Origin of the sequence: Kitasatospora herbaricolor (assembly GCF_030813695.1) — a bacterium.
GTDB classification, from domain to species: domain Bacteria; phylum Actinomycetota; class Actinomycetes; order Streptomycetales; family Streptomycetaceae; genus Kitasatospora; species Kitasatospora herbaricolor.
The window spans coordinates 1,007,971-1,034,155 of sequence record NZ_JAUSVA010000002.1; the positions used below are offsets into that span (position 1 = coordinate 1,007,971).

The 26,185-nt window shown below is 75.0% G+C and carries 20 protein-coding genes and 1 pseudogene; 8 read left to right on the forward strand and 13 right to left on the reverse strand.

The features are described from left to right. Positions 1-97 precede the first annotated feature (97 nt). From J2S46_RS04850 to J2S46_RS04860, 3 genes are all read left to right on the forward strand, one after another. Positions 98-781 (forward strand): Rossmann-fold NAD(P)-binding domain-containing protein, encoded by a 684-nt coding sequence (locus J2S46_RS04850; protein WP_191293809.1) that lies wholly within the window; start codon positions 98-100, stop codon positions 779-781. Between the two features lie 279 nt (positions 782-1,060). After that, positions 1,061-2,578 carry an MFS transporter gene (locus J2S46_RS04855; RefSeq protein ID WP_191293808.1) on the forward strand — a complete coding sequence of 506 codons (1,518 nt, stop codon included), beginning with the start codon at positions 1,061-1,063 and terminating at the stop codon, positions 2,576-2,578. 234 nt (positions 2,579-2,812) lie between these two features. After that, on the forward strand, positions 2,813-3,505 hold the full coding sequence (locus J2S46_RS04860; protein ID WP_191293807.1) for a DUF4232 domain-containing protein: 693 nt from the start codon (positions 2,813-2,815) through the stop codon (positions 3,503-3,505). On the opposite strand, the gene J2S46_RS04865 is transcribed toward J2S46_RS04860, so the two are convergent. Continuing rightward, on the reverse strand, positions 3,502-4,455 hold the full coding sequence (locus J2S46_RS04865; RefSeq protein ID WP_191294931.1) for an IS481 family transposase: 954 nt from the start codon (positions 4,453-4,455) through the stop codon (positions 3,502-3,504). The two genes, J2S46_RS04860 and J2S46_RS04865, sit on opposite strands and share 4 nt — an antisense overlap. 364 nt (positions 4,456-4,819) lie before the next feature. On the opposite strand from J2S46_RS04865, the gene J2S46_RS04870 reads away from it, so the two are divergent. After that, a complete protein-coding gene (locus J2S46_RS04870) occupies positions 4,820-5,119 on the forward strand; it encodes a putative quinol monooxygenase (RefSeq protein ID WP_191294806.1) in 300 nt (99 codons plus the stop codon). Positions 5,120-5,373: 254 nt separating this feature from the next. Continuing rightward, complete coding sequence (locus tag J2S46_RS04875; protein ID WP_229913452.1) at positions 5,374-7,554, forward strand: restriction endonuclease; 2,181 nt, start codon at positions 5,374-5,376, stop codon at positions 7,552-7,554. Between the two features lie 70 nt (positions 7,555-7,624). On the opposite strand, the gene J2S46_RS04880 is transcribed toward J2S46_RS04875, so the two are convergent. The 3 genes and pseudogenes from J2S46_RS04880 to J2S46_RS04895 all read right to left on the reverse strand — a co-directional run bounded on the left by J2S46_RS04880 (position 7,625) and on the right by J2S46_RS04895 (position 10,674). Next, positions 7,625-8,734, reverse strand: coding sequence for a ricin-type beta-trefoil lectin domain protein (locus tag J2S46_RS04880; RefSeq protein ID WP_191294810.1), 1,110 nt, complete (start codon positions 8,732-8,734; stop codon positions 7,625-7,627). A 166-nt stretch (positions 8,735-8,900) separates the two neighbouring features. After that, positions 8,901-9,623, reverse strand: a pseudogene (locus J2S46_RS40785) (serine/threonine-protein kinase); the annotation flags it as partial. A 400-nt stretch (positions 9,624-10,023) separates the two neighbouring features. After that, positions 10,024-10,674, reverse strand: a complete 651-nt coding sequence (locus J2S46_RS04895) for an HNH endonuclease family protein (RefSeq protein ID WP_191294807.1) — start codon at positions 10,672-10,674, stop codon at positions 10,024-10,026. A gap of 224 nt (positions 10,675-10,898) precedes the next feature. Here J2S46_RS04895 and J2S46_RS04900 point away from each other — a divergent pair, with 224 nt between their 5' ends. Next, the gene (locus tag J2S46_RS04900; RefSeq protein ID WP_191294808.1) at positions 10,899-11,171 is read left to right on the forward strand and encodes a hypothetical protein; all 273 of its coding nucleotides are present in this window, start codon (positions 10,899-10,901) and stop codon (positions 11,169-11,171) included. Between the two features lie 64 nt (positions 11,172-11,235). On the opposite strand, the gene efeU is transcribed toward J2S46_RS04900, so the two are convergent. The 4 genes from efeU to J2S46_RS04920 form a co-directional block, all read right to left on the reverse strand. Continuing rightward, positions 11,236-12,096: an iron uptake transporter permease EfeU gene (efeU, locus tag J2S46_RS04905; protein WP_307348808.1), complete on the reverse strand. Its 861-nt coding sequence runs from the start codon at positions 12,094-12,096 to the stop codon at positions 11,236-11,238. Between the two features lie 46 nt (positions 12,097-12,142). Continuing rightward, a complete protein-coding gene (gene efeB / locus J2S46_RS04910) occupies positions 12,143-13,480 on the reverse strand; it encodes an iron uptake transporter deferrochelatase/peroxidase subunit (protein WP_307348811.1) in 1,338 nt (445 codons plus the stop codon). A gap of 133 nt (positions 13,481-13,613) precedes the next feature. Beyond that, positions 13,614-14,759: an iron uptake system protein EfeO gene (gene efeO / locus J2S46_RS04915; RefSeq protein WP_307348814.1), complete on the reverse strand. Its 1,146-nt coding sequence runs from the start codon at positions 14,757-14,759 to the stop codon at positions 13,614-13,616. Between the two features lie 251 nt (positions 14,760-15,010). After that, positions 15,011-15,847, reverse strand: coding sequence for an ABC transporter ATP-binding protein (locus J2S46_RS04920; protein ID WP_191294216.1), 837 nt, complete (start codon positions 15,845-15,847; stop codon positions 15,011-15,013). A gap of 65 nt (positions 15,848-15,912) precedes the next feature. On the opposite strand from J2S46_RS04920, the gene J2S46_RS04925 reads away from it, so the two are divergent. Further along, a complete protein-coding gene (locus J2S46_RS04925; RefSeq protein ID WP_307348817.1) occupies positions 15,913-18,465 on the forward strand; it encodes an amino acid adenylation domain-containing protein in 2,553 nt (850 codons plus the stop codon). A 34-nt stretch (positions 18,466-18,499) separates the two neighbouring features. Here the strand turns inward: J2S46_RS04925 and J2S46_RS04930 are convergent, their stop codons facing one another. From J2S46_RS04930 to J2S46_RS04940, 3 genes are all read right to left on the reverse strand, one after another. Next, entirely contained in the window at positions 18,500-19,897 is a 1,398-nt protein-coding gene (locus tag J2S46_RS04930; protein ID WP_191294218.1) for an ATP-grasp domain-containing protein, read from the reverse strand. 78 nt (positions 19,898-19,975) lie between these two features. Beyond that, the gene (locus J2S46_RS04935; RefSeq protein WP_191294219.1) at positions 19,976-20,353 is read right to left on the reverse strand and encodes a YrdB family protein; all 378 of its coding nucleotides are present in this window, start codon (positions 20,351-20,353) and stop codon (positions 19,976-19,978) included. A gap of 215 nt (positions 20,354-20,568) precedes the next feature. Next, a complete protein-coding gene (locus J2S46_RS04940; protein WP_191294220.1) occupies positions 20,569-20,799 on the reverse strand; it encodes a hypothetical protein in 231 nt (76 codons plus the stop codon). A 199-nt stretch (positions 20,800-20,998) separates the two neighbouring features. Between J2S46_RS04940 and J2S46_RS04945 the strand changes: the two genes are divergently transcribed. After that, positions 20,999-21,697, forward strand: a complete 699-nt coding sequence (locus J2S46_RS04945; RefSeq protein ID WP_191294221.1) for a hypothetical protein — start codon at positions 20,999-21,001, stop codon at positions 21,695-21,697. A 98-nt stretch (positions 21,698-21,795) separates the two neighbouring features. On the opposite strand, the gene J2S46_RS04950 is transcribed toward J2S46_RS04945, so the two are convergent. Together J2S46_RS04950 and J2S46_RS04955 are read right to left on the reverse strand one after the other, a co-directional pair. Continuing rightward, positions 21,796-23,928 (reverse strand): acyltransferase family protein, encoded by a 2,133-nt coding sequence (locus J2S46_RS04950; RefSeq protein ID WP_268255742.1) that lies wholly within the window; start codon positions 23,926-23,928, stop codon positions 21,796-21,798. A 342-nt stretch (positions 23,929-24,270) separates the two neighbouring features. Then, positions 24,271-26,052: a glycosyltransferase family 2 protein gene (locus J2S46_RS04955; protein WP_229913354.1), complete on the reverse strand. Its 1,782-nt coding sequence runs from the start codon at positions 26,050-26,052 to the stop codon at positions 24,271-24,273. Positions 26,053-26,185 lie beyond the last annotated feature (133 nt).

A 26,185-nucleotide genomic window follows, 5' to 3' on the forward strand; every position in this document is an offset into this window, starting at 1 on the left:
GGGTGCGCGGGTGCGCGGGTGCGCGGGTGCGCGGGTGCGCGGCGACGCGGTCCCGGCGGTCCGCCGGGTCCCGCCCGCCGGCGCCTAGGCTGGGCCCGTGAACGTCATCATCTTCGGTGCGACCGGCATGATCGGCCGGGCCGTCCTGCGCGAGTGCCTGCGGGACGACTCCGTCGAAAGCGTCCTGACGATCGGGCGGACGCCGCTCGGCCTGGCGCACCGCAAACTGCGGGACGTCCTCCAGCCGGACCCGTCCGACCTCGGCGCGCCGGACCTCGGCCTGGCCGGCTACGACGCGTGCTTCTTCTGCCTGGGCGTCTCCTCGGTCGGGATGAAGGAGGACGCGTACCGGCGGATCACCTACGACCTGACGCTCAAGGTGGCCCGCACGCTGGCCGCCGCCAACCCCGCGCTGACTTTCGTCTACGTCTCGGGCGAGGGCACCGACAGCACCGAGCGGGGCCGCTCGATGTGGGCCAGGGTCAAGGGCCGGACCGAGAACGAGCTGCTGCGGCTGCCGTTCCAGGCGTACATGGTCCGGCCCGGCATCGTGGCGCCGCAGCACGGGGTGGTCTCCAAGACCCGGCTCTACCGGACGGTCTACGCGGTGGCCGGGCCGCTGCTGCTCCTGCTCCGCAAGGTGGCGCCGAACCTGGTCAACACCGGCGACCAGCTCGGCCGCGCCATGATCGCCCTGGCCACGCCGGGCGTGGATCCCGGCACCCGGATCCTGCGCCCCAAGGACATCAACCGTCTCGCCGGGGCCGATCCGGCAGCCTGATCCCCGGCGTACCCCGCCCGGCGGACGGCAGGCGCCCCGGCGCCGGCCGGTCCGGTTCGCGGCGGCACGGATTGCCGCGGAGGTGCAGCCGGCACGTTCCGCCTGCTCTGCGGCGGGCCGGGCGCCGCTCCGTCTGCTCGTCGACAGCCACCGGCTGCTCGCGGTGGGTCCGCCCCCGCGGTGCCTGAAGGCACTCCGCCCGGTCCCATGTGTGGGGCGGCGCCCTGTCGGGCAGACGCCGCCCCACAGCCGGGACACGCACGGGTACGGAGGTCCGTCATGGCCGCATCGCAGAATCCACCGACGCGCCGGGAGCACGAAGGCAAGCCGTCTACGGCGGACGCCGATGTCGTCGAGACCTCGGTGCCGGCGCGGCTCGACCGGTTGCCGTGGTCCCGCTGGCACTGGCGCATCGTGATCGGCCTGGGCACCGTCTGGATCCTGGACGGCCTCGAAGTCACGATCGTCGGCAACATCGCCGGCCGGCTCGCCGAGTCGGGCAGCGGGATCAGCATCTCCACCGCGCAGGTCACCACCATGGCGGCCGCGATCTACGTGGCGGGCGCCTGCAGCGGGGCGCTGTTCTTCGGCTGGCTCACCGACCGGCTGGGCCGCAAGAAGCTGTTCATGATCACGCTGGCGGTGTACCTGGCCGCGACGGCCCTGACCGCCTTCTCCTGGAGCGCCTGGTTCTTCTTCGTCTGCCGCTTCTTCACCGGGTTCGGCATCGGCGGCGAGTACGCGGCGATCAACTCGGCGATCGACGAGCTCATCCCCGCGCGGGTCCGCGGGCGGATCGACCTGATCATCAACGGGAGCTTCTGGATCGGCGCCGCGATCGGCGCGTTCGCCTCCATCGCCCTGCTGAACACCGCCCTGTTCGCCACCGACATCGGCTGGCGGCTCGCCTTCGGCATCGGGGTGGTGCTCGGGCTGGTGATCCTGCTGGTCCGCCGGCACGTCCCGGAGAGCCCCCGGTGGCTGATCACCAGCGGCCGGGCCGAGGAGGCGGAGCGGCTGGTCACGGACGTGGAGCGGACCATCGAACGGGAGACCGGCGAGAGCCTCCCCGCGGTCACCGAGAAGGCCATCCGGATCCGGCCGCGGGGGCCACTGGGATTCGTCACCATCGCCAGGACCGTCACCACCCGCTACCCCCGGCGCACCGTGCTGGGGCTGGCGCTCTTCGTCGGCCAGGCGTTCCTCTACAACTCGGTCACCTTCGGGTACGCCGTCATCCTCACCACCTTCTTCGACGTTCCGGAGGGCGACACCGGCTACTACTTCGCGGTGATCGCGGTCGGCAACTTCTTCGGCCCCCTGCTGCTGGGCCACCTGTTCGACTCGGTGGGCCGCAAGCCCATGATCGCCGGCTGCTACATCGGCTCGGGAGCCCTGCTGTTCGGCACGGCGTACCTCTTCGACCAGGGTTCGTTGAGTGCCGGCACGATGACCGCCTGCTGGACGGCCGTCCTCTTCCTCGCCTCGGCCGGTGCGAGCGCCGCCTACCTGACGGTCAGCGAGATCTTCCCGCTGGAGACCAGGGCGCTGTGCATCGCCTTCTTCTACGCGATCGGGACGGCGATCGGCGGCATCAGCGGGCCGTTGCTCTTCAACGGGCTGGTCAGCAGCGGAAAGCCGTCCGACACGACGCTCGCGTTCTGCATCGGGGCGGGGCTGATGGTGGCGGCCGGCCTGGTCGAGGCGGCGATCGGGGTGAAGGCGGAGCGGCGGAGCCTGGAATCGCTGGCGGCGCCGCTCAGCGAGGTCAAGGAGCCCGTGCCGGCTGCGTCCTGACCGCCCCGTCGGCCACCTGCCGGGCACCCGCCACCGGGTCCTCGGCAGGTGGCCGACGGGTCCACGGTGGATGGCCGGCGGATGCGCCGCTGCCCCATCGGGCAGGCCGGACTGCCCGAACGGGCACCCGGAGCCGGCGCCCGCAACCGACTGCCGGTGATCACGTGTCCTCCGCACCGACATCATCGTTCGGGGCGCGCCGAAGCCCTGCACTCTTCTCCGGGAGGAGAACTCATGCACGTCCGCCGGGTTCCGTTCACCGTCGCCGCCGTACTCGCCGCCGGACTCGCCCTGACCGCCTGCGACAGCGGGGAGAAGAGCCCGGCCGCGGCGCCGGCCGCCGGTGCGCCGGCACCGACGGCCGGCGGCGCGGCGGCCCCCTCGGCGCCGGCCGGGAGCGCGGCGGGCAAGCCGGCGGGTGACGCGTCGGCGGCCCCCAGGACGTCCGGGTCGGCGGCCCCGGCCGGCGCCCGGTGCACCGCCGCCGACCTGGAGCTCAGTGTCCTCGGCCCGGACCTGGTCGCGGACGGGAAGCAGCCCGCCTACGCGTCGCTGCACGTGGTCAACGTCTCGGCCCGCACCTGCACGCTGACCGGCTTCCCCGGGATCCAGGTCACCGACGACGCCGGACGTGGCGCCGCGCCGCTGACCGCCGAACGCAACACCGGGTTCCCGGTGGCCGCGGTGACGCTCAAGCCGAAGCAGCTCGCCAACGCCAACCTGCAGTACAGCAACGTCAACCCGGAGGGCTCGCCGTCCGGGCGCCGGGTCTGCGCGGTGACCGCCGCCAAGGTCCAGGTGATCCTGCCGGACGAGACGCAGGCCAAGCAGGTCAAGGTGACCGGCGGCGTCGACAACAACACCCTCAACATCTGCGGGAAGCTCTCGGTCCAGCCCTTCCAGGGCGTTCCGGGCAGCAACGGCTAGATGTCCTGACCCGTGAGGTTGGGGACGCGGCTGGCGGGTGGTTTGCCTGCGAGTGCGGTGTGTCCGCGGTGGTGATTGTAGGTGTGGAGCCAGGCGGGGTAGGCGTCGCGTCGTTCCTGTTCGGTGCGGTAGGGCTGTGCGTAGGCCCATTCGTCGAGCAGGGTGCGGTTGAAGCGTTCGACCTTGCCGTTGGTCTGGGGCCGGTAGGGCCGGGTTCGCTTGTGGGCGATCCCGGCCGAGACCAGGAGTTCGCGCCAGAGGTGGGACTTGTAGCAGGAACCGTTGTCGGTCATCACGCGCTGGACGGTGATCCCGGCCTGGGCGAAGAAGTCCTGGGCGCGGGTCCAGAAGGCGGTGGCGGTCTCCTTGCGCTCATCGGGCAGGATCTCGCTGTAGGCCAGGCGGGAATGGTCGTCGACGGCGTTGTGCAGGTAGCTGTAGCCAGCGCCGGAGCTGTTCTTCTTCCCGGCGGGGCGGCCCAGCACCCGGTGGCCGCCGCCGTCGGGGATGTTGCCGAGCTTCTTGATGTCGACGTGGACCAACTCACCTGGAGTGCAACGCTCGTAGCGGCGCACAGGCCGGCCGGTGGCGCGATCGAGGTGGGCCAGGTGGGCGAGCCGGTAGCGGGTCAGGACGCGGTGCACGGTGGCCGGGTTGAGGTGCAGGAGGTAGGCGATGCGGGCCGGTCCCCAGCGTCGCAGGACGCGGATCTTGATGATCCGCCGCTCGGTGCGGGTCGGGGTCCGGTGCGGGCTGTGGTGCGGGCGGCTGGAGCGGTCGCTCATGCCGGCCTCGCCGTGGGCGCGGTAGCGGTCGGCCCAGCGTTTGGCCGTGGTCGGCGAGACCTGGAAGCGCTCGGCGGCCCGCCGAAGCGGCCATCCGTCCTCGACCACGCAGCGGGCCAGGCGCAGGCGTCCGGTCTCGGTCAGCGGTGCGTTACGGTGTGGCATGAGGGCCTTTCTGGCGCTGGTGCAGATGTCGCAATCCACACCGAGCCAGAAGGCCCTCACTCATTTCAAGATCACCACGCCGTGAGTCGTGTCACCAACCTCCGTGGTCAGTACAGCTAGACCGTCCGTCCTGGGCCGCCCGGGCCCCCGGCCACGCGCCGGGGCGGGGCCGTTCCGGTGGTTGCCGCCCGCGGGCGGCATGTCCGGGGCGGCCCGGCACCGGGCCCGTGGTGCGCTGGTGGCGTTCACCGCCCCATCGACGTCCCCTTCGACGCCCCGGCGGCGTCCCCGCAGCGGCGACGCGGAGCGGCGGGAGCCGGCGGGTGCAGGGGCGGCCCCGCGACGAGATGAAGGAGAGAGCCCGATGAGTGAGGTCGCACTGCTCGCCAGGATCGAAGCCCGGCCCGAGTACGCCGACGCGGTGGCGGCGATGCTGCGGGACGCCCTGGAGCTGGCCCGGCAGGAGACCGGGACGGTCACCTGGTTCGCGTTCCGCGAGAACGACACCACCTTCGGGATCTTCGACACCTTCGCCGACGACCAGGGCCGTGACGCCCACCTGCGGGGGCGGATCGCCGAGGCCCTGATGTCCGTCGCCGGCACCCATCTCGCCTCGCCCCCGGACATCCGGAAGGTCGCCGTGCTGGCGAGCAAGCTCCCCTGACAGGGCGCCAGGGCGCGGGCGGCCCGGTCGCCGCACGACGGGTCCGGCGGGCGCGACCGCCGCCGGGCCCGTCCGCACGCCCCCTCCCGGAGCCCGCCCACGCCGTCGTCGCGGCCACCCGGGCACCGCGCTCCGGGCCGCTGCCGACCGCCGCTTGGGTGATCCACCCGTCCACGTTCTATTGTTGCCGCGCGGTCGAACCGCGGCCGGGCGGCCGGACGCGGCGCAGGCGGCCGTGGACCGAAGGGGTGGACGTGGCGGGGCGGCGGAACAACGGAGTGCTGGCGGTCTGGGCGGAGGCGCAGCGGCAGCAGCAGCGCCGCGAGGAGGCCCAGTGGCGGGCGCAGGCCGCCGAGCAGCGCCGGCAGGAGCGTGAGGCGCGGGAGTCGCAGCGCTCCGCGGCGCGCGGGGAGCGGGAGGCGCTGCGGGCGTACCAACAGTCCCGGGAGGCCGAGGCGGCCCGGCGGACGGCCGAACTGGACTCCCGGGTGACGGAGTTGCGCGAGGTGCTGCGGACGGGTCTGGCGCAGCCGGCGTTCCGTCCGGCGGCGCTGCTGACGCCGGGCCAGGTGCCACCGTTCGAGCCGGGCCGGCTGGGGGTGCCGGTGCCGATGCCCGACCAGGCGCAGTACCACGTGCAGCCGCCGGACGCCGTGCAGTCCCGGAACCCGGCGATCCGCCGGCAGTACGAGGAGTACCTCGCCCAGGCCCGTGCCCGCTTCGAGCAGGACTGGTACCGGGCCCAGGCGGCGGAGGCCGACCGGCAGCGCCGGCTCGGCGAGTACCACCAGCAGTACCTGGCGTGGGTCGCCGACCACCGCCGCCAGGACGAGGAACGCGGCTCCCGTACCCGCGAGTTGCTGGAGCGGCTGCGCGGCGGGGAGGCGGAGGCCGTGCAGGAGTACTTCACGGCCGTGCTGTACGCCTCGGCGCGCTGGCCGGAGGGTTTCCCGCACAACCTGGTGGCGGCCTGGGAGGCCTCCAGCCGCGAGCTGGTGGTGAACTGGGAGCTGCCGGGCGCCGAGGTGGTGCCGGGCGCCGCCCGGGTGCGGTACGTGAAGTCGGACGACCGGGAGGCCGAGGTGGCCCGGCCGGCCACCGAACGCAAGGCGCTGTACCGGGAGGTGCTGGCGCAGAGCGGGCTGCGGGTGGTCACCGAGCTGTTCCGGGCGGACGCCGACGGGCTGCTCGGCTCGGTGGTGCTGAACGGCTTCGTCCGCGGCATCGACCCGGCGACCGGGCGGGAGGCCGAGCGGTTCCTGCTGACGGCGACGGTGTCGCGGGCGGAGTTCTCGGCGCTCTCGCTGGACCGGGTCGCGGCGGTGGAATGCCTGCTGGGCCTGGGCGGCCGGCTCTCGGCCCGGCCGGAGCGGCTGGACGAGGTGAAGCCGGACCGGCTCCCGCAGACCGTCGGCGGCAGCCTGGCCGGGCAAGGCGGCGAGGACGAGCCGGACCTCTTCGAGATGGACCCGATCGAGTTCGAGGAGCTGATCGCCGAGCTGTTCCGGGCCCGCGGGTACCGGGTGATGACCACCGCCCGCAGCGGTGACGCAGGCGTCGACGTGGTGGCCGAGGACCTCGACCCGGTGACCGGCGGCCGGATCGTCATCCAGGCCAAGCGCTACCGCTCGACGGTCTCGCCCACCGCCGTACGGGACTTGGACAGCACCGTCCGCCACCACGGCGCGATCAAGGGCATCCTGGTGACCACGGCGGGCTTCGGGCCGGGCTCGTACGACTACATCCGCAACAAGCCGCTCAGCCTGGTCACCGGCCCCGAACTGGTGGAGCTGCTGGCCGAGCAGGGACTGCGCGGGCGGCTCGGCCCGGCGCCGCAGGGCCGGCCGGGCAGCGGTCCGGCGGCCGCCGGGGCAGCGGCGGCGGGATCCGGCGGCGCCACGGCGGAGGAGCCGGGCGGCGCCGTCCGGCTGGAGATCAGCTGGCAGAGCCGGACGGTCGGCGGGGACCCGGTCGAGCTGGACGTGTCGGCGTTCCTCTGCGCCTCCGGCCGGGTGCTCAGCGACGAGCACTTCGTCTTCTTCAACAACCCGCAGGACCCGGACGGCGCGGTGTCCCTGCACCCCACGCACTCGGTGGCGGGCCAGCCGGCCCGGGGCGCGGCGCTCAGCATCGACCTGGCCCGGCTCGCGCCCGGCGTGGAGGAGGTGGTGATCGCCGTCTCGACCGAGGAGGAGACGCCGCCCGCGCTCCCGCTCGGCTACGTCCATGGGCTGGCGGTGCAGGCCGCCCTGGGGTCGGCGGCCGACGGCCCCGAGCGCTGGGCGGGCGGCACGGCGGGGATCGCCGACACCGCGATGACGGTGGGGGCGATCCGCCGCACCGCCACCGGGGGCTGGCGCTTCGAGGCCGGGCCGGACCCGGTACCAGGCGGGCTCGCGGGCCTGGCGGCCCGCTGGGGCGTGTCCGTGGAGTGAGCCCGGTGGGCCCGGCTCCCCGCCACGCCCGGCAGGAAACCGGGCCCACCGGCGTGATTGCACCCGGGCTCTACGGGATCCGCCACTCCTGCGCCTTGTTCCCGGGGGTGCAGGTGGCCATCGTCAGCTGGTTCCCCGCACCGTTGTCGGTCAGGCACTTGGAACCCATGTAGTCCTTCAGCAGCACGGCGCCGCTCGTGGTGGCCGGGTCCACCTTCCAGTTGGCCAGGAAGCTGAACCCGTCGGAGAGTGCCGCCCTCCCGTCCGTGGTCTGGACGAACTCCGGGGCGTTCATGTTGCACGGGTTGAAGTGGTGCCAGCTGCTCGGCACGGAGTGCACCCAGCCGTACGCGGTGTACCCGCCCATCACGGCGGGGGTGCCGCCAGCCGGTCCGTCCTTGGCCAGGCCGATCTTGAGGTTGTCGCCCACGTTGACGATGGCGCCCCAGTTCGTACCGCCGCAGCCCTGCGGCACGGCGGGCGCCGGCCCCGCGGTGGTGGGAGCCGGCGCGGGCTGGGTGACGGGAGCCGGCGGCGCCGGCGCGCCTGCCGCCGGCGTGGACGCCCCGCCGCGCGGGGTGGTGCCCTGCCCGCCCGTACCACCGGCCGCCGCAGCGCCGCCGGTTGTGCCCCCGCCCCCGGCGGCGTTCGGCTGCGGACTCCCCGGGGCGCCCGGGCCGCTGCCCGGCACGGCCGTGCCGGCTACGGCGGCGGACGGGACGGCGGTGGCCTGCGCCGCGGGGTCCGTGGGCGTGGGTGCGGGTGCCCCCGGGGACGCGGTGCCGGTGCCGGCGGGCCCGGCCGGGGCGCCGGACGCCGGGGCGGACTGCTGCGGGCCCGGCGCGTTCGCGTCGGCCCGGTAGGAGGGCCGGTCGATCAGCAGGACGGTCCCCGTACCGGCCGTGATGATCACCGGGACGACGAAGGGCACCAGCAGCCGGCGCCGCGACCGGCGTCCGGACCGCTCGCTGACGGCCCGCGCCCCCGTCTCGCCCTGCCCGTCCTTGCCCGGAGCTTCCTCGCCCGGCCCGTCCTTCCCCGGAGCGTCCGCGCCCGGAGCGTCCTTCGGTGTCCCGGGAGCGGGCGTGGCCCTGCCCGGCGCGGCCTCGTCCCTCGCCCCGGCCGCGGGCGCGTCCTTCGCCGCCGGCGCCTCGTCCGCCGCCGGTCCGTCCCCGGCCACCGGGAGCGCGGGCGCCGGCGCGGGGGGGCACCCGGACCGTCGGCGCGGAGGCCGCCGCACCGTCGGCGAGCGCGGCGCGGGCCGCGGCCGCCATCGCCGCGGCGTCCGCGAAACGGTCCTCCGGGCGCTTGGCCAGGGCCTTGGCCACCAACTCCCGCACCGCCGGCGGGATGCCGGACGGCAGCTCGGGCGCCGGGTCCCTGATGTGCTTCAGCGCCACCTCCAGCACGCTCTCGCCCAGGAACGGCGGTTCGCCGGTGAGCAGTTCGTAGCAGACCACACCGATCGAGTACAGGTCCGAGGCCGGCGTCGTCGCCGCGCCCTCCGCCTGTTCCGGCGCCATGTACAGCGCAGTCCCCAGCACCGTGTGCGAGGCCGTGATCCGGCTGCTCGCCACCGCCCGGGCGATGCCGAAGTCCGTCACCGTCAGCCGGTCGTCGCCCCGCAGCATCAGGTTCGACGGCTTGAGGTCGCGGTGCACGATGCCCCGCCGGTGCGCGGCCTCCAGCGCGTCCAGCGCGGTGGCGAGCAGCCCCAGCGCCCGCTCCGCCCTCATCGGCCCACCGTCGGCCAGCACTTCGTTCAGCGGCCGCCCCTCGACCAGCTCCATCACGATGAAGGCCGCGCGCTCGCCCGACTCCTCCTCGCCCTCGCCGTAGTCGTGGACGTCGACGATCCCCGGGTGCCGCAGCGCCGCGAGCAGCTGCGCCTCGCGCTTGAAGCGGGCCGCGAACGTGCCCTCCTCGAACAGTGCCCGGTGCAGCACCTTCACCGCGACCTGACGCCCGAGCACCTCGTCCTCGGCCCGCCAGACCGAGCCCATGCCCCCGCCGCCGATCCGCTCGACCAGCCGGTAGCGCCCCCCGAGCACGGTCCCCCCACCGCTCATGCCGTTCTCTCCCTCTCGTCCCCGGCGCGTCCCGGGCCTCCCCGGCCCGCGCCGGGCCCGCCGCCAGGAACCTCCTGGGCCCCACCGCTCCCGCGCGGTGATCCGCACGCACGGGGACACGGTATCCGGCACCGGCTGACCGTGGTCCGGCAAGGTGTCAGTTGCCCGGCCGCTCGGACCACTTGGCGCACTGGAGGCAGCTGGGCCCGCCGGCCCGGCCGGGCCGCGAGCGCCGGCGCGTCAGGCACGCGAAAGGCCCCTGGGTGCGGCCGCCCGTCACGAGGACGGGCGGCCACGCACCCCGGGGCCCACGGCCCGAACGGCGAACGGGGAACCCGGGACCAACTGCGGCCCCGGCTCAGCCGTACGAGCTCAGATGTCCCGGATCAGCCGTCCGGGCTCAGGCGCAGCCGCTCAGCAGCGAGGTGAGGGCGGTCTTCTCGGCGCTGTCGACGGTCAGGCCGTAGTAGTACTTCACCTGGACCCAGGCGCGGGAGTAGACGCAGCGGTAGGAGGTCTGCGGCAGCCAGTGCGCCGGGTCCTGGTCGCCCTTGCTGCGGTTGGAGGAGGCCGAGACGGCGATCAGCTGGGGGCGGGTCAGGTCGTTGGCGAGGGCCTGGCGCTGGGCGGTGCTCCAGGCCCAGGCGCCCGAGCGCCAGGCCTCGGCCAGCGGCACCAGGTGGTCGATGTCGAAGCTGGACGCGCTGGTGGTGGTCACGTTGTCGTAGGCGGAGGTCCAGTTGCCGCTGACGGAGGCACAGGCGGAGTCGGTGACCACGTTGCTGCCGTCCCGCTTGAGGACGGTCTCACGGGTGTTGCAGGTGCCGGAGATGGTGATCCAGTGCGGGAACAGCGCCCGGTCGTAGGTGTCGGCGTGGGCCTCGGCGGCGACGGTGAGCGAGGCGAGGTAGCTGCGGGCGGTGGCGCCGGAGACCGGGGTGGGAAGGGCGGCCTGGGCGCTGCCGGCGCCGGCCAGCAGGGTGGTGACGGCGAGCAGCAGGGCGCCGGCGAGGGCGGTGAGGGCACGGCGGAACGAGCGTATCTCGGGCATGCTGGTCTCCCAGGGTGAGGGCAGGCGGAGGCGCCCGGGGCGGAGTCCGCCCGGGTGGACAACCAGCTTGGCGCCCAGGGGGTTTACGCGGGTAGACCTTGGAGGTTAATTTTTGACCGCTGGTCAACAAATGCCTCCGCCGGAGGCCCGCCCCGGACCGGTCCGGGGCGGGCCTCCGGCCGACCCGTGCGAGGATGCCGGCACGGGGAAGGGCGGTGGGGTCGGTGGAGACCAGCAGGGTGGCCGGCGAGGACGAGGACGGCCACCGGCACGTGATGCGGGTGACGACCGGGCCGGGACAGGTGCGCCATGTGGTGTGCGACACCTGCGGCCACCGGCGCCGGGTGCGGGCCTTCGCGCACGACCGGGCCCGGGAGCACCTGACGACGGAGCACGGCGCGGGCGGCTTCCACAAGGAGTACAGCGGGCTGCCGTGGCTGCTGGGCCTGGCGGCCTTCGTGGTGTTCCTGGTCCTGATGGCGGGCTACCGGCGGTGAACGCGCCGCGCCCCGCCGGGCGTTGGCCGGGCGGGGCGCGAGGTGGTGCGGGCGGGGAGCCGGGTCAGGCGGTGGACCCCGTGGCGCCGGAGTTCCCGGCCGCGGGTGCGGGTGGTGCGGCCGGGCGGCTGCCGAAGAGGCCGAGGAAGATCGCCAGGGTCGGGACCAGGTAGGCCGCCCAGACGGCGAGCTGCAGGACCGTCGGGTCGGGCTGGAAGTTGAACACGCCCTTGAGCAGGGTCCCGTACCAGCTGTCCTTGGGGACGGTGGCGCTGATGTCGAAGGCCTGGTTGTGCAGGCCCGGGATCCAGCCGGCCTCCTGGAGGTCGTGCACCCCGTAGGCGAGCACACCGGCCGCCACGACCACCAGCATGGCACCCGTCCAGGTGAAGAACTTCGCCAGGTTGATCCGCAGCGCGCCCCGGTAGAACAGCCAGCCGAGCACCACCGAGGTCAGCAGCCCCAGCGCCGCGCCGACCAGCGGGTTCCACCCGTCGTTCGTGGCCTGCACCGCCGACCAGATGAACAGCGCCGTCTCCAGCCCCTCCCGGCCCACCGCCAGGAACGCGGTGCTGACCAGCGCGAAGGTGCCCATCGCGATCGCCGCGTCCAACTTGCCGTGCAACTCGGCCTTGAGGTGCCGGGCGGTACGCCGCATCCAGAACACCATCCAGGTGACCAGCCCCACGGCGATCACCGACAGGCTCCCGCCGAGCGCCTCCTGGGCCTCGAAGGTCAGCTGGGTCGAGCCGAACTGCAGGACGGCGCCGAAGGCCATGCTCAGCCCCACGGCGGCGCCGATGCCGGTCCACACCGGCGCGAGCTTCTCCCGGCGGCCGGTCTTCACCAGGTAGGCGATCAGGATGCAGACGACCAGGCTGGCTTCGAGGCCTTCGCGCAGGCCGATCAGGTAGTTGCCGAACACGCGGGCTCCCGAGGGGTTGAAGGGTTACGTACGGATCGCGGAGGTCTCAGCCGAACAGGGCCTGACCCCACCACTCACCGGGCTTGCGGACGCCCGCCGGACAGGCGAAGTGCGCCGAACCGACGTGCTGGATGTACTCGTTCAACGCGTCACCGCCCGCCAACCGCTGCTGCAACGGCACGAACGCCTTCCGGGTGTCACGCTGGTACGCCAGGAAGAACAGACCCGCCTCCAACCGCCCCAGACCGTCCGTCCCGTCCGTGAACGAGAACCCCCGACGCAGGATCATCAACCCGTCGTTGCTGTCCGGATGCGCCAACCGCACGTGCGAATCCTCCGGCATCGCCTTCAGATCCGGCGCGTCCCTCTCCTTCACCTTCCCGAACGGCGCACCCTCCCCCTTGCTCCGCCCGAAGATGTCCTCCTGCTCCTTCAACGGAGTCCGGTCCCAGGTCTCGATGTGCATCCGGATCCGCCGCGCCACCAGGTACGACCCACCCGTCATCCACTCCGGACCCTCACCCGGCCCCACCCACACGTGCTCCGCCAACGCCGCCGCGTCCGACCCCGCGATGTTGTGCGTCCCGTCCTTGAAACCCATCAGGTTCCGCGGCGTCTGCGCCTCCGGCGTCGTCGAGGACGTCTTCCCGAACCCCAGCTGCGACCACCGGACGTTCACCACACCCATCCCGATCCGCGCCAGGTTACGGATCGCGTGCACCGCCACCTGCGGATCGTCCGCACACGCCTGCACACACACATCACCACCACTGCGCGCCGGATCCAGAGCGTCACCCCGGAACTTCGGCAGGTCGATCAACGCCTCCGGACGCCGCGCCCGCAGACCGAACCGGTCCACCCCGTCCTTCTCGAACAACGACGGCCCGAACCCGACCGTCAACGTCAACCGCGACGCCGGCAGACCCAACGCCTCACCCGTGTCGTCCGGCGGCGCCTGCGGCAGACCACTCGCCGCACCGCTGCCCACCTCACGGCCACCGGTCATCGCCGCCGCCGCCTTCGTCCACTCCTTCAACACCCGCACCAACGACTCACGCGTCGCCGTCGCCGACACGTCGAACGCCGCGAAATGCAACCGGTCCTGCACCGGCGTCGCGATCCCCGACTGATGCTCCCCGAAGAACGGAACCTCCCCGCCCGCCGCCGCGGCCGCCGGCACCGCACCACCCGACCCGGTCGCCACCGCCACCGAACCCACCGCAGCCGCACCCAGAGCCACCCCCGCACCCGCCCAACCGATCACCGCACGACGGCTGAGCGGGGCGGACCCGGCCCCGTCGCCCCGGGCCGCGCCGGCGGGCCCCTGTCCGCTCTGCTGCTGTCCGGTCGACTGCTCCGACGGCTGCGCGCTCTCGGCGTCCATGACGGGCGGCCCTTCTCTGTGCTGACTCACGGATGCCGTGGCGGCCGCTGGGGCCGCCACGGCGGTGTGGTGGGGGGTGATCGGGTCGGGGCGGCCGGAGGTCCGGCCGCCCCGGAGGCTGGGGGTGCGCGGACTACTTGACGACGACCGCGGCGGCGAGCTTGGAGAGCGGCTCGGCCAGCGCGTTGACGGCGTCCGAGAAGGCCTTGCGCTCGGCCTCGGTGACCTTGTCGTACGAGGTGTAGGTGGCGTCGGCCTGCTTGTACTTCGCCAGCAGGGCCTGGAGGGCGGCGAACTCGCCGTCCAGGGTCTTGGCGAGCTCGGCGTCCTTCTCGGCCGCGACGGGCTTCAGCAGCTCGTAGGCGTACTTGGCGCCCTCGACGTTGGCCGCGAAGTCGGACAGGTCGGTGTGGCTGTAGCGGTCCTCCTCACCGGTGACCTTGCCGGTGGCGACCTCGTCCAGCAGCTCCTTGGCGCCGTTGGCCATGCTGGTCGCGGTGATCTCGGCGGTGGGGACCTTCGTCTGCCAGTCCTTCAGGTCCGTCACCAGCTGGTCGGCGAGCTTCCTGTCGGCGTCGCTGATCGCACCGTCCGCCCAGAGCGACTTCTCCAGCTTGTGCCAGCCGGTCCACTCCTGGCCGGCCTCCAGGCCGTCCTCACGGGTGTCGGTCTTCGGGTCGATGTCGCCGAAGCTCTCGGCCACCGGCTCGGTGCGCTCCCAGCCGACGCGGGAGGCGGCGAACAGGGACTTCGCCTTCTCCAGGTCGCCGGCCTTGACGGCGTCCGCGAACTGCTGCACCACCGGGATCGTCGCGTCGGCCTGCTCCTGCGCGTACTTGCGGTAGGAGTCGACGGCGGCGGTCAGCCGGGGGTCGGTCGCGCCGGCCGCGGCGGCGGCGTCGCCCGTCACGGTGATCTTCTGCCGGATGCCGTCGCCGACCATGCCCGGCTTGCAGGCGACCTCGTACTCGCCGGCCTTGATCTCGGCGGCGATGGTCGCCTTGGTGCCCGGGCCGATGTTCTCCCGCTCGGTGACGATCTTGTCACCCGCGGCGTAGACGTAGACCTCGGTGGACTTCGAGCCCTTGTTCTGGACCTCGATGCTGACGTGCCCGGCCGGGAAGGTCGTCCGCGACACCTCGCACGCGCTGTCGGAGGCGGTCACCTGCACGGCGTCGGCGGAGGACTTGTCGTCCTTCTTCTGCGAACAGCCGGTCAGCACGGCCGCCGCGACGGCGAGGGTGAGCAGCGATGCTGCGGTCGAACGACGGGCGGACATGAGTGCTCCACAGGCAGGCAGGGCGAAGAGGGCAGGGCAAGTCCGAGGAGACGGAACCGGCGACACCGGCGCCCCCTCGACTTAGCTGAGGCATACCTTAGGGAATATCGATTTGTCCGTCCACACCAGCCCCCACCTCTCCGACATGCGGACACGCCGGTGAGACGAGCACCGCCCGACGGGAGTCACCCCGGGCGGGTCGGCCCGGTCGGCCGGGCCGACCGCCGGGCCCGGCCGGCCGGCCGCCACCATCACGCCCCGGGCGCTCGGCCCACCCGGCGGGCCGCCGCGCGCGCCGTCCAGCGGCCGTCGTGCCGGGTGATCCTGATCGGGTGCGCGAAGCAGTCGCTGATCAGCTCCGTGGTGATCACCTCGTCCACCTTGCCCGCGGCGACGCACTCGCCGTCCCGCAGCAGCAGGGCGTGCGTGGTGCTCTCCGGCAGCTCCTCCAGGTGGTGCGTCACGAGCACGCTGGCCAGTTCGGGGTGCTGGTGCCGCAGCAGGTCCAGGCTGTCGAGCAGTTGCTCCCGGGCCGTCAGATCCAGCCCGGTGGCCGGCTCGTCCAGCAGCAGCAGGCGCGGGCTCGGCATCAGCGCGCGGGCGATCAGGGTCCGGCCGCGCTCGCCCTGCGAGAGGGTCGGCCAGGTGGCCTCCGCCATCGCGGCGATGCCGAGGGTGTCCATCACCTGGTCGGCCCGGGCCTGCTCGGCGGCGGTCGGCGACTTCTGCAGGTCCGGCTCGATGCTGTTGCCCAGGCCGGTGAGGACGACCTCCCGGACGGTCAGCGGCGAGCGCAGCGGGTGCCGCGGGTTGACGTGCCCGAGGTAGGCGCGCAGGTCCCGGATGTCCACCCGGCCGAGCCGGCGGCCCAGCACGTCGACCTCGCCCCTGGTGGGGTGCGAGACGGCCCCGAGCAGCGCGAGCAGCGTGCTCTTGCCCGCGCCGTTGGCGCCCAGCAGGGCCCAGTGCTCGCCGGGTTCGACGGTCAGCGAGATCCCGCGCAGCAGATACCGGCCGTCGCGCACCACGTCCACCTCCCGGGTGCGCAGCAGCGGGCCGTCGGACAGCGGGGATGCGGACAGGCTCATGGGGATGCACTCCTGGACGGGCGGACTTCCGGGACACCGGACGACGGCGGGCCTGCCGGAGCGGCATGGTGACGGTGCGTCAGAGCTGTCCGCGCGGGCGGGCCCGGGTGTGGCGGCCTCGCGCGGCTCGGGGCCGGTCGTCCGCGTGCAGACTAGCAAGCCCGCCCGGCCCCCGGGCGGTGGGCCCTCGACCCGGGCGCGACCGACCTGGGCGTTCGCCCGGTACGGGACCGCCGCGGCGGGCAGTATCAGGACAGTCGCGCGCCGGGGTGCGCGGCGCCGAGCACGGAGGGGGACGGAACGTGGACGCTGGATCGACCGACGGCGGCGGTACGGGTGGGACCGGGACGGCTGGGACCGGAACGGGCTGGGCGGGGGTGGGCAGGACCGGGGCGGGGGCCGCGGGAGCCGGCGCCACCGGTGCAGGTACCGGAACGGGCGAGGGGACGGGCATCCACCGGCTCTTCGAGGCACACGCCCGAAGGGCGCCCGCCGCGGTGGCCCTCCGCTTCGGCGACCAGCGGTTGACGTACGGCGAGTTGGACGCCCGGGCCAACCGGCTGGCCCGCCACCTGCTGGCCGCCGGACTGGCGCCGGGCGGCCTCGCCGCCGTGTCGATGGGCCGCGGACCGGACATCCTGGTTGCCCTGCTCGCGGTGCTCAAGGCCGGCGGCGCGTACCTGCCCCTGGAGCCGGCCGGCCCGGACCCGCTGCTGCGCCGGATCCTCGCCGAGGCCGCCCCCGCCGTGGTGGTGACCCACGAGAGCCACCGGGTGCGGCTGGCCGACGCCACCGCGGGCGCGGTGGTCTGCCTGGACTCCGCCGCCGGGGCGATCGCCGCCCGTTCCGCCGAGCCGCTCCCGGCCACCGCAGCCGCGGGCCTCGCCTGTGTGGTCTTCACCTCCGGCTCGACCGGCGACCCCAAGGGCGCGATGATCGAGCACCGCTCACTGCTCGCCGCCTGCCGGGCCTGGCAGCAGGTCTACGAGCTCTCCCCCGACGACCGGATCCTGCAGAGCGCCACCCTGGAGTTCGACGTCTTCACCGGCGACTGGGTCCGCGCCCTCTGCTCCGGCGCCACCCTGGTGATGGCCCGGCGCAACTTCACCCTGGACCGCACCGCCGGGATCGCCGAGCTGGTGGAGCTCGCCGTCGCCGAGGGCGTCACCGTCCTGGAGCTCAATCTGCACAACGCCCGGCGCCTGTACGCCCATCTGCGTTCGGCCGCCGGGAGCCCCGGCCTGCCGGGCGTTCGGCTGCTGACGGTCGGCGCCGACAAGTGGTACCTCGACGAGCAGTCGGCGCTGCAGGAACTGCTCGGGCCGGAGGTCCGGCTGCTCAATGTGTACGGCACGGCCGAGACGTGCGTGGACAGTGCCTGGTTCGACGCCCGTGGCCTCGACCCGGACGGCCCGGACGCCGGTGGCCTCGACGCCTCCGGCCCGGCCGACGACGACGGGGCCGACACCGGGGTCGACGACGCGGACGGCAACCGCACTGCTCCGCGCCGCCGTTCGCTGATCGGCGTGGCGTTCCCCGGCACCCGGCTGTACGTGCTCGGGCCGGACGGCAGGCCGCTGCCGCCCGGCCACGGCCCGGTGCCCGGCGAGATCGCGATCGGCGGGTCCGGCGTCGGGCCCGGCTACCTGGGCCGCCCGGGCGCGACCGCGCAGCGCTTCCGCAGCGCCGACTTCGACCCGGACGGCCGGATCCACCTCACCGGGGACCTCGGCCGGCTGCGCGCGGACGGTCTGCTCGAATTCGTCGGGCGCGCCGACGGTTTCCCGGGCGGCCCGGCCCGCGCCGCGGCGGCGGCCGAGGCCGAGGCGGTCCTGGGCGCCCACCCGGGGGTCGCGCAGTGCGTGGTCGCCGAGGTCGAGACCGCCCCCGGGCGACGGTCCCTGGTGGCGTACGTCGTCGTGACCGGCGAGGGGGCCGACAGCTGGACGCTCACCACCCATCTGCGCGAGCGGTTGCCCCTCGCCCAGCTGCCGGAGGCCGTCGTCCTGCTGCCGTCGCTGCCGCGCACCCGGGCGGGCAAGCCCGACCGGCGGGCCCTGCCGCTGCCGGCGCCGGACGGCCACGCCGCCGGCCACACCCTGCCCGGCCCCCGGTCCGCGAAGGGCGGCAGGCCGGGTGGCAAGGCCGGCGGACGCCCCGGCACCGGCGAGCCACCCTCCCCCGGGGCGCAGTGGCTCGCCGGGTCCTGCCTCGCGGTCGCCCTCGGCCTGCTCACGAGCCTGGCGACCTTCGTCCTGTTCCCCGGTTCGACCGATGTGGTCGGCATTCCCTCACCCTGGGCCGGCCTGCTCCGGCTGCTCCACATCTGCGAGTGCCTGTCGTTCGGCGCGGGGGTGGTCGTCCTGCTCGCCGGCCGCCCGGCGGTCCGCCGGCTGGGCCGGTCACCGGCGCTCACCACCGCGGCCCACCTCTCCCTGGTCTGGCTGCTCGCCGCCTGGTGGCCGCAGGACAACCTCTACCGGACGAGCCGGGCGACCGACTGGCCCCGCCAGGTCGCCCTGGTCTACACGTTCAACGTGACGCTGATGCTGGCGGCGCTGGTCCTCGTGCGGTTCGTCACCTGGCGCGCGCGGCCGGCCCGCGACGGGAAGGGGTGAGGGCGCCCGCCCGGCGCCACCGGCCCTGCGCCGGCTACCCGGCCAAGGTGTCGAAGAGCTCGCCGAGGGCCTGGTTGGCGACCCGGACGAGAGACTCCGCCGCGTCCAGCGCGTCGGTGTCGCGGGCCGCGAGCGCGAGCCCGACGGAGGGCAGCTCCTGGTAGCTCGCGGTCGGCACCAGCGGCAGCAGCGTCACCCCGAGCCGGCCACAGCGCGCCCTCAGCCCCTCGACGTGGTCGAACAGCAGTTGCTGGGAGAGCCTGGCGCCCAGCGGCAGCGCGTCCAGGGTCCGCACCAGGTGCCCCGGGCCCCGCACCTCGTCCAGCCGTGCCTTGAGGACGAAGGCGACCGCCGGGCCGGTCAGCCGCAGGTTGATCTCGGTCGGGGCGAGCCGCCGGGTGCGGTCGATGACGAAGTCGACGTCGAACCAGCCCCGGTAGCCCTCCGCCGCGAGCGCGCGGCCCACCGCCAGTCCGAACGCCTCGGCCGCCCGGGCCGGGCCCCGCGGCACGACGTGCGGGCCGACGGTCACGCCCTGGTAGTGGGTGCCGTCCACCGCCATCACCCCGACGCCGACCGGGTGGACGGCGCCGTCCGGGCCGACCACCGCGTCGAAGGTGAGGTCGCGCAGCCGGCCGGCGCCCTCGACGTACTCCTCCAGCAGCAGGCCGCCGGGGGCGAGCGCCTCCTCGGCGGTGAGCCGGCGCAGCAGCGCCCTGGCCCCGCCGGCCTCGGCGACCTGGCGCGGGGTCACCACGGTGGTGCCGTAACCGCCGACGCCGTGCGGGGACTTCAGCACCGTGGTCGCGCCGCGCGCCGCCCGGGCGGCGATCCGGCGGGCCGCCCGGCGCGGGCCGTCCGGGCGCTCCTGGCGCGGGACGAAGATCCCGGGGTGGCCTGGCGCGATCGCCGTGAACAGCTCGTGCGAGGCCGCCTTGGACTCGTAGCGCCGGGTGACCGCCAGGGCCGCCGCCGAGCCGACGGAGGCGGCCGGGGCAGGTGCGGGGCCGGCCGGGTCGAACAGGTCGAGCAGACCGGCCGTCAGACCCCAGGGCAGGACGGGAAGCCCGGCGGAGCCGATCCGGGCCAGCAGCGCGGGTCGGGCCCGGAGCGCGTCGGCCATGCCGAGGCCGGTGTCGGCGCTGGTGGCCAGCCCGCTGTGGAGCTCGACCCGCCCCCACGCCAACTCCACGGCCAGCAGGTCGATCCAGGCGTCCTCGACCTGGTGCGGCAGCAGGATCACGGCCGGCTCGGGGCTGTAGCAGACGGCCATCGACGCGTAGTGGTGGCCTTGCCGCCGGCGTCGCTCGGCCTGGCCGGCGTCCAGGCCGGGTGCGAGGAACTGGGCGTTGAAGTCCGCCACGTTGCCGATGTGCACGGCGGGACGGCCGTCCGCCCAGGCGTCCCGCCAACCGTCCTGTTGCTCCCCCATGCCCCGAGCCTACGGCCCGGCGCCGCGGCCCGGCAGGCGGACCGGCGGACCCGGCGCGGCACGGGCGGCCGGTCGGGCTCAGTGGACGGTGTACTCCACCGCGACGGAGATCACGGCGAGGCCGCCGAAGACGGCGGCCAGCACGGGGCGCCCGGTGGCGACCAGCGCGAGCGGGGCCGTCCCCAGGACCAGCAGCTTGAGCACGATCGTGGCGGCGGTCGGCAACGGGAACTTCGGCCCGCCGGCCGCCAGGAACAGCCCCCAGACGGTGGCGGCGAGCGCCGGCGCGCCGACCGCGAGCAGGATCTTCGCGGGGACGCTGCGGCCGGTCCGCACTCCCCAGTAGCAGAGGGCCGCCAGCAGGCCCATCTCCAGCGCGAAGGCCACCCCCGCGTTGACGACGGTGACCGGGGTCCAGGTCCGTCCCGCGACCGGTCCGGGGCTGGCTGTCCGCACGTCTGGTCCGCCTTCCCGAGGGCTCGTCGGGCGGCGGCCCGCCACCCTGGGCGGGAGTCTGGCAGCCGGGTGCCGCCGCCGCAACCGAGTTGTCGGTTCAGGGCGTTGCCCCTCGGACGGCGGCTCCGGACGGGCGGGCCGGGCCGGAGCGGTCGGATCGGATCGGGCCGGGTCGGGTCAGGTCGGGCCGGGTCAGGTCGGGCCGGATCGGGCGGTCAGGCCTCGCCGGGGCGCCAGGCGGGCCACTCCCAGGGGCGGTCCTCCCAGTGCACCCGCTCCGGGTCGTGCGGGTCGAGGTCGGGGAAGAGCTGGTGCAGGCGGGGCTCGAACTCCTCGGGCGCGAGCGGCTCCCAGCCGGCGCCCTCGAAGTGGACCAGCCGGTAGCGGCTGTCGGTCCGGAACCCGGCGATCTCGACCAGCGGTTTCAGGGGGGTGTCGGTGCTCATGGGTCAAGGATGTGGCGGACGCCGGGGCTTCGCACCCGGCCCGCACCCGTTCGGTGCCCTCCGGTCACCCGGCCACGCCGGGGCCCGTCGCCCCCGCGCGCCGCCGCCCGGCCGATCGTCGACCGGTCATGTCCGGCGCGTCCCGTGCTCGTTGAACAGCGCGACGGGCCGCGCGGGCCCGCACAGGAGGACGAGCGCGATGGACCACCTTCGGTACGACGGGCAACCCGGCGGGCAGTACGCCCCGCAGCACGGGCAGGAGCAGGACCAGCTGCCGGAGCACGGGCGGGAGGGAACACGAGGGCGGCCGGCAGCGGCGGAGCCGGCCCGCGTCCGGCGCCGCCGGCTGGTGGCACTGCCCACCTCCGGGATGCTGGTGGTGATGGCGGCCGTCCTGGTGATGTGCGGCCCGGGCGCGCAGGGCGGCGAGGACGGGCCCGCCAGGCTATCCGGACCGTCCGCCGGCCCGGCCGGGCCGAGCCCCGAACCGCTGCCGCCACCGCCCTGGGGCGCCCTGCCGACCCCGGCGCCCGCCCCGGCTCCGGCTCCCGTCGCCGAGCCGGCGGCGGCCCCGGCCCCCCAGGACGCCGCGACTGCGGACGGCGCGGCCGGCGGCCCCGAACCCGCACCGCCCGCGGCGGACTCCCCCGCCGCGGGCACGGACGGCACCGAGGGCGCCGGCGGGGCGGGCGGAGCCGCCGGCAGGGGACCGGCCCCGCAGCGCCCGGCGCGGCCGAAGGCCTCCCGGGGCCCTGCGGCGCAGCAGGGGCCCGCCCCGGCGCCCGGCCCGGCGGCCCCGCCCGCCGCCAAGTCGCTCTGCGCGAAGGCCGAGGAGCTGGGCCAGTGGCCGGCCGGCTCGGCGCAGGCCGCGATGTGCCGTGGCATGTACGGCGGTTGACGGAACAGCCGTCCCAGGGCGGTCGACGGACCAGCCTGTGTGGCGACGGCCGGGCCCGGGCGCCGGGCCTGGCGCTCCGGGCTGCGACCGCCGTACCGTCACTCCGGCAGCAGGCCGCCCAGGCCCCGTTCCAGCCGGGGCGACAGGACGGATGCCAGGGTGTCGGTGATGTGGCCGCTGTCCCGGTAGAGCAGCACGCCCTGCAGGACTGCCGGGCAGTCCGGTCCGGTGCCCGGGCAGAGCACCGGACCGACGTCCAGCACCCTGATGCCGTACCGCGCCGCGAGGCCGCCCGCCAGCAGCGGGTCGGCCTCGAAGGCCGTGTCCCGCGGGAAGAAGCAGGCGTCCGAACGACCGTCCGAGGCGGCCAGGCAGGTCGGGATGTCCTTGCCCGGCATGGGGGTGTCGGCCAGGTAGGCGAGCGGGGCGCCCAGCGCGGAGAGCCGGTCCAGGGTGTGCCGCCAGCCGTCGGCGCGTTCCCCGGCGCCGCCGTAGCGGTTCAGGCCGGACAGCACGATCAGGCGCGGGGCCGGGCCGCTCGCCAGCCGGGCGAGGGTGTTCTCCCGCCAGCGGTCGCACTCGGTGAAGGTCCGTCCGAGGACGTCGTTGCGGACGGTGACGGCCGCCAGTGGGCAGCCCGGCTTGACCAGCACCTCCAGCGCCCAGTGCCGCTGCTCGGCGATCGGCAGCAGACCGGAGATCCACTGCCCGGCGTGCGAGTCGCCGAGCAGCACGATCCGGTCCGGGCTCCGCTCGTCGCCGAACAGGCAGCGCGGGCTGTTCTCGGCGGCCAGCGGGATCTCGCAGTCCCGGCCGGGCGGGAAGTCCGTCCTGGCCCGGGCCAGCGACGGCGTGAGGGTGAGCACCCGGGTGCCGGGCGCGAGCAGGTCGGCGCCGTCCGCCGCGCCGCTCGGCGGGCGCACGCCCTCGGCGCTGCCGAGCGCCCGGACGGTACCGCCGCCCAGGGTGAGCCCGGCGATCAGCGGGACGGCCAGCGCGGCCGCTGCGATCGACAGCCCGCGGCGCGGGGCAGTCGAGCCGCGCCGCAGCGGCTCCTCCACCAGGCGCAGGGTCAGCCAGGCGGGTACCGCGCTCGCCAGGGTGAGCGCGCCGAGGGCGGTCCACGGCAGCGGACCGAACCGCGCCTCGGCGATCGTCAGCACGGGCCAGTGCCAGAGGTACCAGGGATAGGAGAGCCGCCCGACGGCGCGCAGCGGACGGGTGGCCAGCAGCCGGCCGATCTCCGTCCGGCCGGCCGGGCGTCCGCTCCCGCCGGCCAGCAGGACGGCGGCCGTGCCGACGGCGGGCAGCAGCGCGGCGGTGCCGGGGAAGGGCGTGGCCCGGTCGTACCAGCGGACGGCGGCCAGCACGGCGGCCGCGCCGAGCCACCCCAGCAGGCACATGGCCGCCCGCCCGGTACGGGACCGGCCGTGCGGTGCGCCGGCGGCGGCGGACCGCAGGGCGAGCCGGCGTGCGAGCAGTGCGGCCGCGCCCCCGGCCGCGAACTCCCAGAGCCGGCTGGCGGTGGAGAAGTAGCCGAGCGGCGCGGACTGCGCCGTCCAGCGCAGGCAGAGCAGCAGCGAGCCCGCGCCGACGGCCAGGGTGACCAGCCAGGTCAGCGCCGTCCGGCGGCGCGGCAGCAGCCGGCCGAGGCCGAGCAGCAGCACGCCCCAGAGGGCGTAGAACTGGTTCTCCACGCCGAGCGACCAGAAGTGCTGCACGACGCTCGGGTCGCGGCCGGCGGCCAGGTAGTCGGTCTGCTGGCCGACGAAGCGCCAGTTGGCGAACTGGCCGGCGGCGGCGAGCAGGTCCCGGGCCAGGTCGGTGCCGCGCAAGGGGTCGAGCAGCAGCCCGCCGGCCAGGGCGGTGGCGACCAGCACGACGGCGGCGGCAGGAAGGATGCGGCGGGCCCGGCGGGCGGCGAAGTCGAGCAGGCCGAGCGGCCGGGCGACCAGCATCCCGGTGATCAGGAAGCCGGAGATGACGAAGAAGACGTCGACGCCGACGTATCCGCCGGTGACGCCGGGGACGGCCGCGTGGAAGCAGAGGACGGCGAGGACGGCGATCCCGCGCAGGCCCTCGATGTCGGGGCGGAAGGCGGCGGCCCGGGCGGTCGTGGCGACGGTGGTCGTCGCGGCGGTGGTCGTCGCGGCGCGGGTCGTGGCGACGGTGGTCGTGGCGGTGCCGGTCGTCGCGGTGCGGGCGGGGCTGGGTGGTACGGCCGTGGGCACGGCGGTGCTCCTTGCAAGGGGCTGGCAGCGGTCGGTGGACCGCCGGGCCGTGGGGGGCCGGGCGGCGGGCCGCGCCGGTGGGGCGACGCGCAAGGACGGTACGGGGTAGTGGACTTCGGGCCGGTGGCCGGAGCTGCGGCTCAGCTCCGGGCGGGTCGCCGGCCGGTGGTGCGGCCGGGGGTGCGGGCGGGGGTGCGGCCGGGGCCGTCCCCGCAGGGCGCGGCTGCGCCGGGGGCGGGTGCGGTGCTGACGGCTGCGGTGCGTACGGCTACGTCGGGCACGGGGCGTCGGGCACGGGGGCGTCGGGCACAGCAGCGTCCGGGGCGGGTGCCCGGCCGCGGCTCAGAGCAGCGGGTCGGCCCAGCCCGAGGCCAGCAGGCCGCCGAGGGCCATGACGGCGCTGACCGCGACCGCCTCCGCGCGGCCGAAACGCCCGCCGTCGGCCTGGCGGATCGGCGGTGGGACCTCGCCGGCCGCGCCGCGCAGCAGCGGCAGGAGGGTGCGGATCAGGGGCAGCACGGTGTAGGCGCTCAGACCGAGCAGCCCGGCGAGTGCCCAGTAGGGCTGCCAGCCGTGGGCCGCGACGGCCCGGCCGAGTCCGACGGCGGCGGCCAGCAGGCAGAGGGTCAGCCAGCCGACGCCGATCCGGGCGACCGTCCGGGCCAGCGCGGTGCTTCCGCTGACCGCGCCGGTCGGCACCCAGTCGGCGCTGCGGCGGCGCAGCGCGTGCCCGAGGGCGACCACGTGGCAGAGCCCACCGAGGAGTTGGACCCGGGTGACCTCGAAGCGCCAGCGGGTCCGGGAGGCGGCCGGCAGCAGCACCAGGGCGACCCACAGCGGCGGCAGGAAGGGCAGGACCTGCCAGGGGGCGATCTCGGTGGGCGCGAAGAAGAGCATGATCAGGGCCGGCAGGGGCACCGCGAAGACGTTCACCGCACTGCTCAGGTAGCCGAGGATGCCGTTCCAGAAGCAGAGCCGGGCCGAGCGCGGCAGCGGCCCGCGCCGGAAGCCGGGGTCGCGCAGCAGGGCCAGCGAGCCGAGGCACCAGCGGTACTGCTGGCTGATGAAGGCGGGCAGGCCGGTGGGCGACATGCCTTTGGCGACCAGGACGGGAACGTAGCGGGTGCTCCAGCCCTGGTTGGCCAGCGCCAGCCCGGTGTAGAGGTCCTCGCTGTGGTCGTACTCGGCGAATCCGCCGACTCCCGCCAGTGCCTCGCGCCGGTAGAGGGCGTTGGTGCCGCAGCAGACGGTGGCGTCCTGGATGTCCCTGGAGGGCTGGATCCAGCGGTAGAAGATCTCCTGGGTGGCTCCGGCGGCGCGCTCCAGCCAGGACATCGAGGGGTCGGTGTCGAAGCACTGCGGGCTTTGCACGATGCCGACCCGCGGCCCGTCGAGGTAGGGCACCAGGTGGTGCAGGAAGTCCGCGCGCGGGCAGAAGTCGGCGTCCAGGACGGCGATGATCTCGCCGTCGCCCTCGGCCAGGCCGTGGTTGAGGTTACCGGCCTTCTTGAACCGGCCGCGGTCCGGGCGCGCCCGGTAGCCGAAGCCGTAGGACTCGGCGAGCCGGCGGACCTCCGGGCGGTCGGCGTCGTCCAGGACGAGCACGGTGAGGGCGCCGGGCCAGCGCACCGCGGCGGTGTGGCGGTAGGCGTTGTCGAGCACGGTGAGGGGTTCACCGCAGGTGGGCAGCAGGATGTCGACTCCGGGGTGGTGCGCGGGCCGGGCCCGGAGCAGCAGTTCGTGCGAGTCCTGGGTGTAGCGGCGCCGGCGCTGCCCGTCGCCGAGCGAGAGCGTCCAGGTGGCGGCGTTCAGCACGAGCAGCAGCAGGAAGGGCCAGAGCAGCGGGTGGCGCAGGGCGAAGAGGCCGAGCGTCACGGTGGCACCGGCGTAGGAGAGGGTCGCCAGCAGCGGGACCCAGCGGCGCTGCGGGCCGAAGTACCAGTAGAGCTCCTCGTCGTCCGGCGGGGCGGGCAGGCGCTGGGCTCCGGGCTGCCGGCCGGGCGCCTGACGGTGGACGGGCTCGGTGCTCCCCCCGGGCCCCCGGGGCTCGGGGCTCCCGGGTTCATGGTCGTTCGCGCGGCCTGGACCGGTCGCGGGCATGGCGGTGCCATGGAGTACGGGCATGCGGACGTGGCCCCCCTGGGCTTGAAACGGAACTGTGCCGTATGGCCCCACCCTCTCACATTGGCCTAGACCATTCATGAACAAGGTATGAACCTCGCCCCCTTGCCCGCCAGCGGTTTTGACGCTACGTCAC

What these genes read in the sequence shown, in the direction of transcription:
- J2S46_RS04855 (WP_191293808.1), top strand. Translation starts at nt 1,061, where the DNA reads ATGGCCGCATCGCAGAATCCACCGACGCGCCGGGAGCACGAAGGCAAG.
- J2S46_RS04860 (WP_191293807.1), top strand. Translation starts at nt 2,813, where the DNA reads ATGCACGTCCGCCGGGTTCCGTTCACCGTCGCCGCCGTACTCGCCGCC.
- J2S46_RS04865 (WP_191294931.1), bottom strand. Translation starts at nt 4,455, where the DNA reads ATGCCACACCGTAACGCACCGCTGACCGAGACCGGACGCCTGCGCCTG.
- J2S46_RS04870 (WP_191294806.1), top strand. Translation starts at nt 4,820, where the DNA reads ATGAGTGAGGTCGCACTGCTCGCCAGGATCGAAGCCCGGCCCGAGTAC.
- J2S46_RS04895 (WP_191294807.1), bottom strand. Translation starts at nt 10,674, where the DNA reads ATGCCCGAGATACGCTCGTTCCGCCGTGCCCTCACCGCCCTCGCCGGC.
- efeB (WP_307348811.1), bottom strand. Translation starts at nt 13,480, where the DNA reads ATGGACGCCGAGAGCGCGCAGCCGTCGGAGCAGTCGACCGGACAGCAG.
- efeO (WP_307348814.1), bottom strand. Translation starts at nt 14,759, where the DNA reads ATGTCCGCCCGTCGTTCGACCGCAGCATCGCTGCTCACCCTCGCCGTC.
- J2S46_RS04920 (WP_191294216.1), bottom strand. Translation starts at nt 15,847, where the DNA reads ATGAGCCTGTCCGCATCCCCGCTGTCCGACGGCCCGCTGCTGCGCACC.
- J2S46_RS04925 (WP_307348817.1), top strand. Translation starts at nt 15,913, where the DNA reads ATGGTGACGGTGCGTCAGAGCTGTCCGCGCGGGCGGGCCCGGGTGTGG.
- J2S46_RS04930 (WP_191294218.1), bottom strand. Translation starts at nt 19,897, where the DNA reads ATGGGGGAGCAACAGGACGGTTGGCGGGACGCCTGGGCGGACGGCCGT.
- J2S46_RS04940 (WP_191294220.1), bottom strand. Translation starts at nt 20,799, where the DNA reads ATGAGCACCGACACCCCCCTGAAACCGCTGGTCGAGATCGCCGGGTTC.
- J2S46_RS04945 (WP_191294221.1), top strand. Translation starts at nt 20,999, where the DNA reads ATGGACCACCTTCGGTACGACGGGCAACCCGGCGGGCAGTACGCCCCG.
- J2S46_RS04955 (WP_229913354.1), bottom strand. Translation starts at nt 26,052, where the DNA reads ATGCCCGTACTCCATGGCACCGCCATGCCCGCGACCGGTCCAGGCCGC.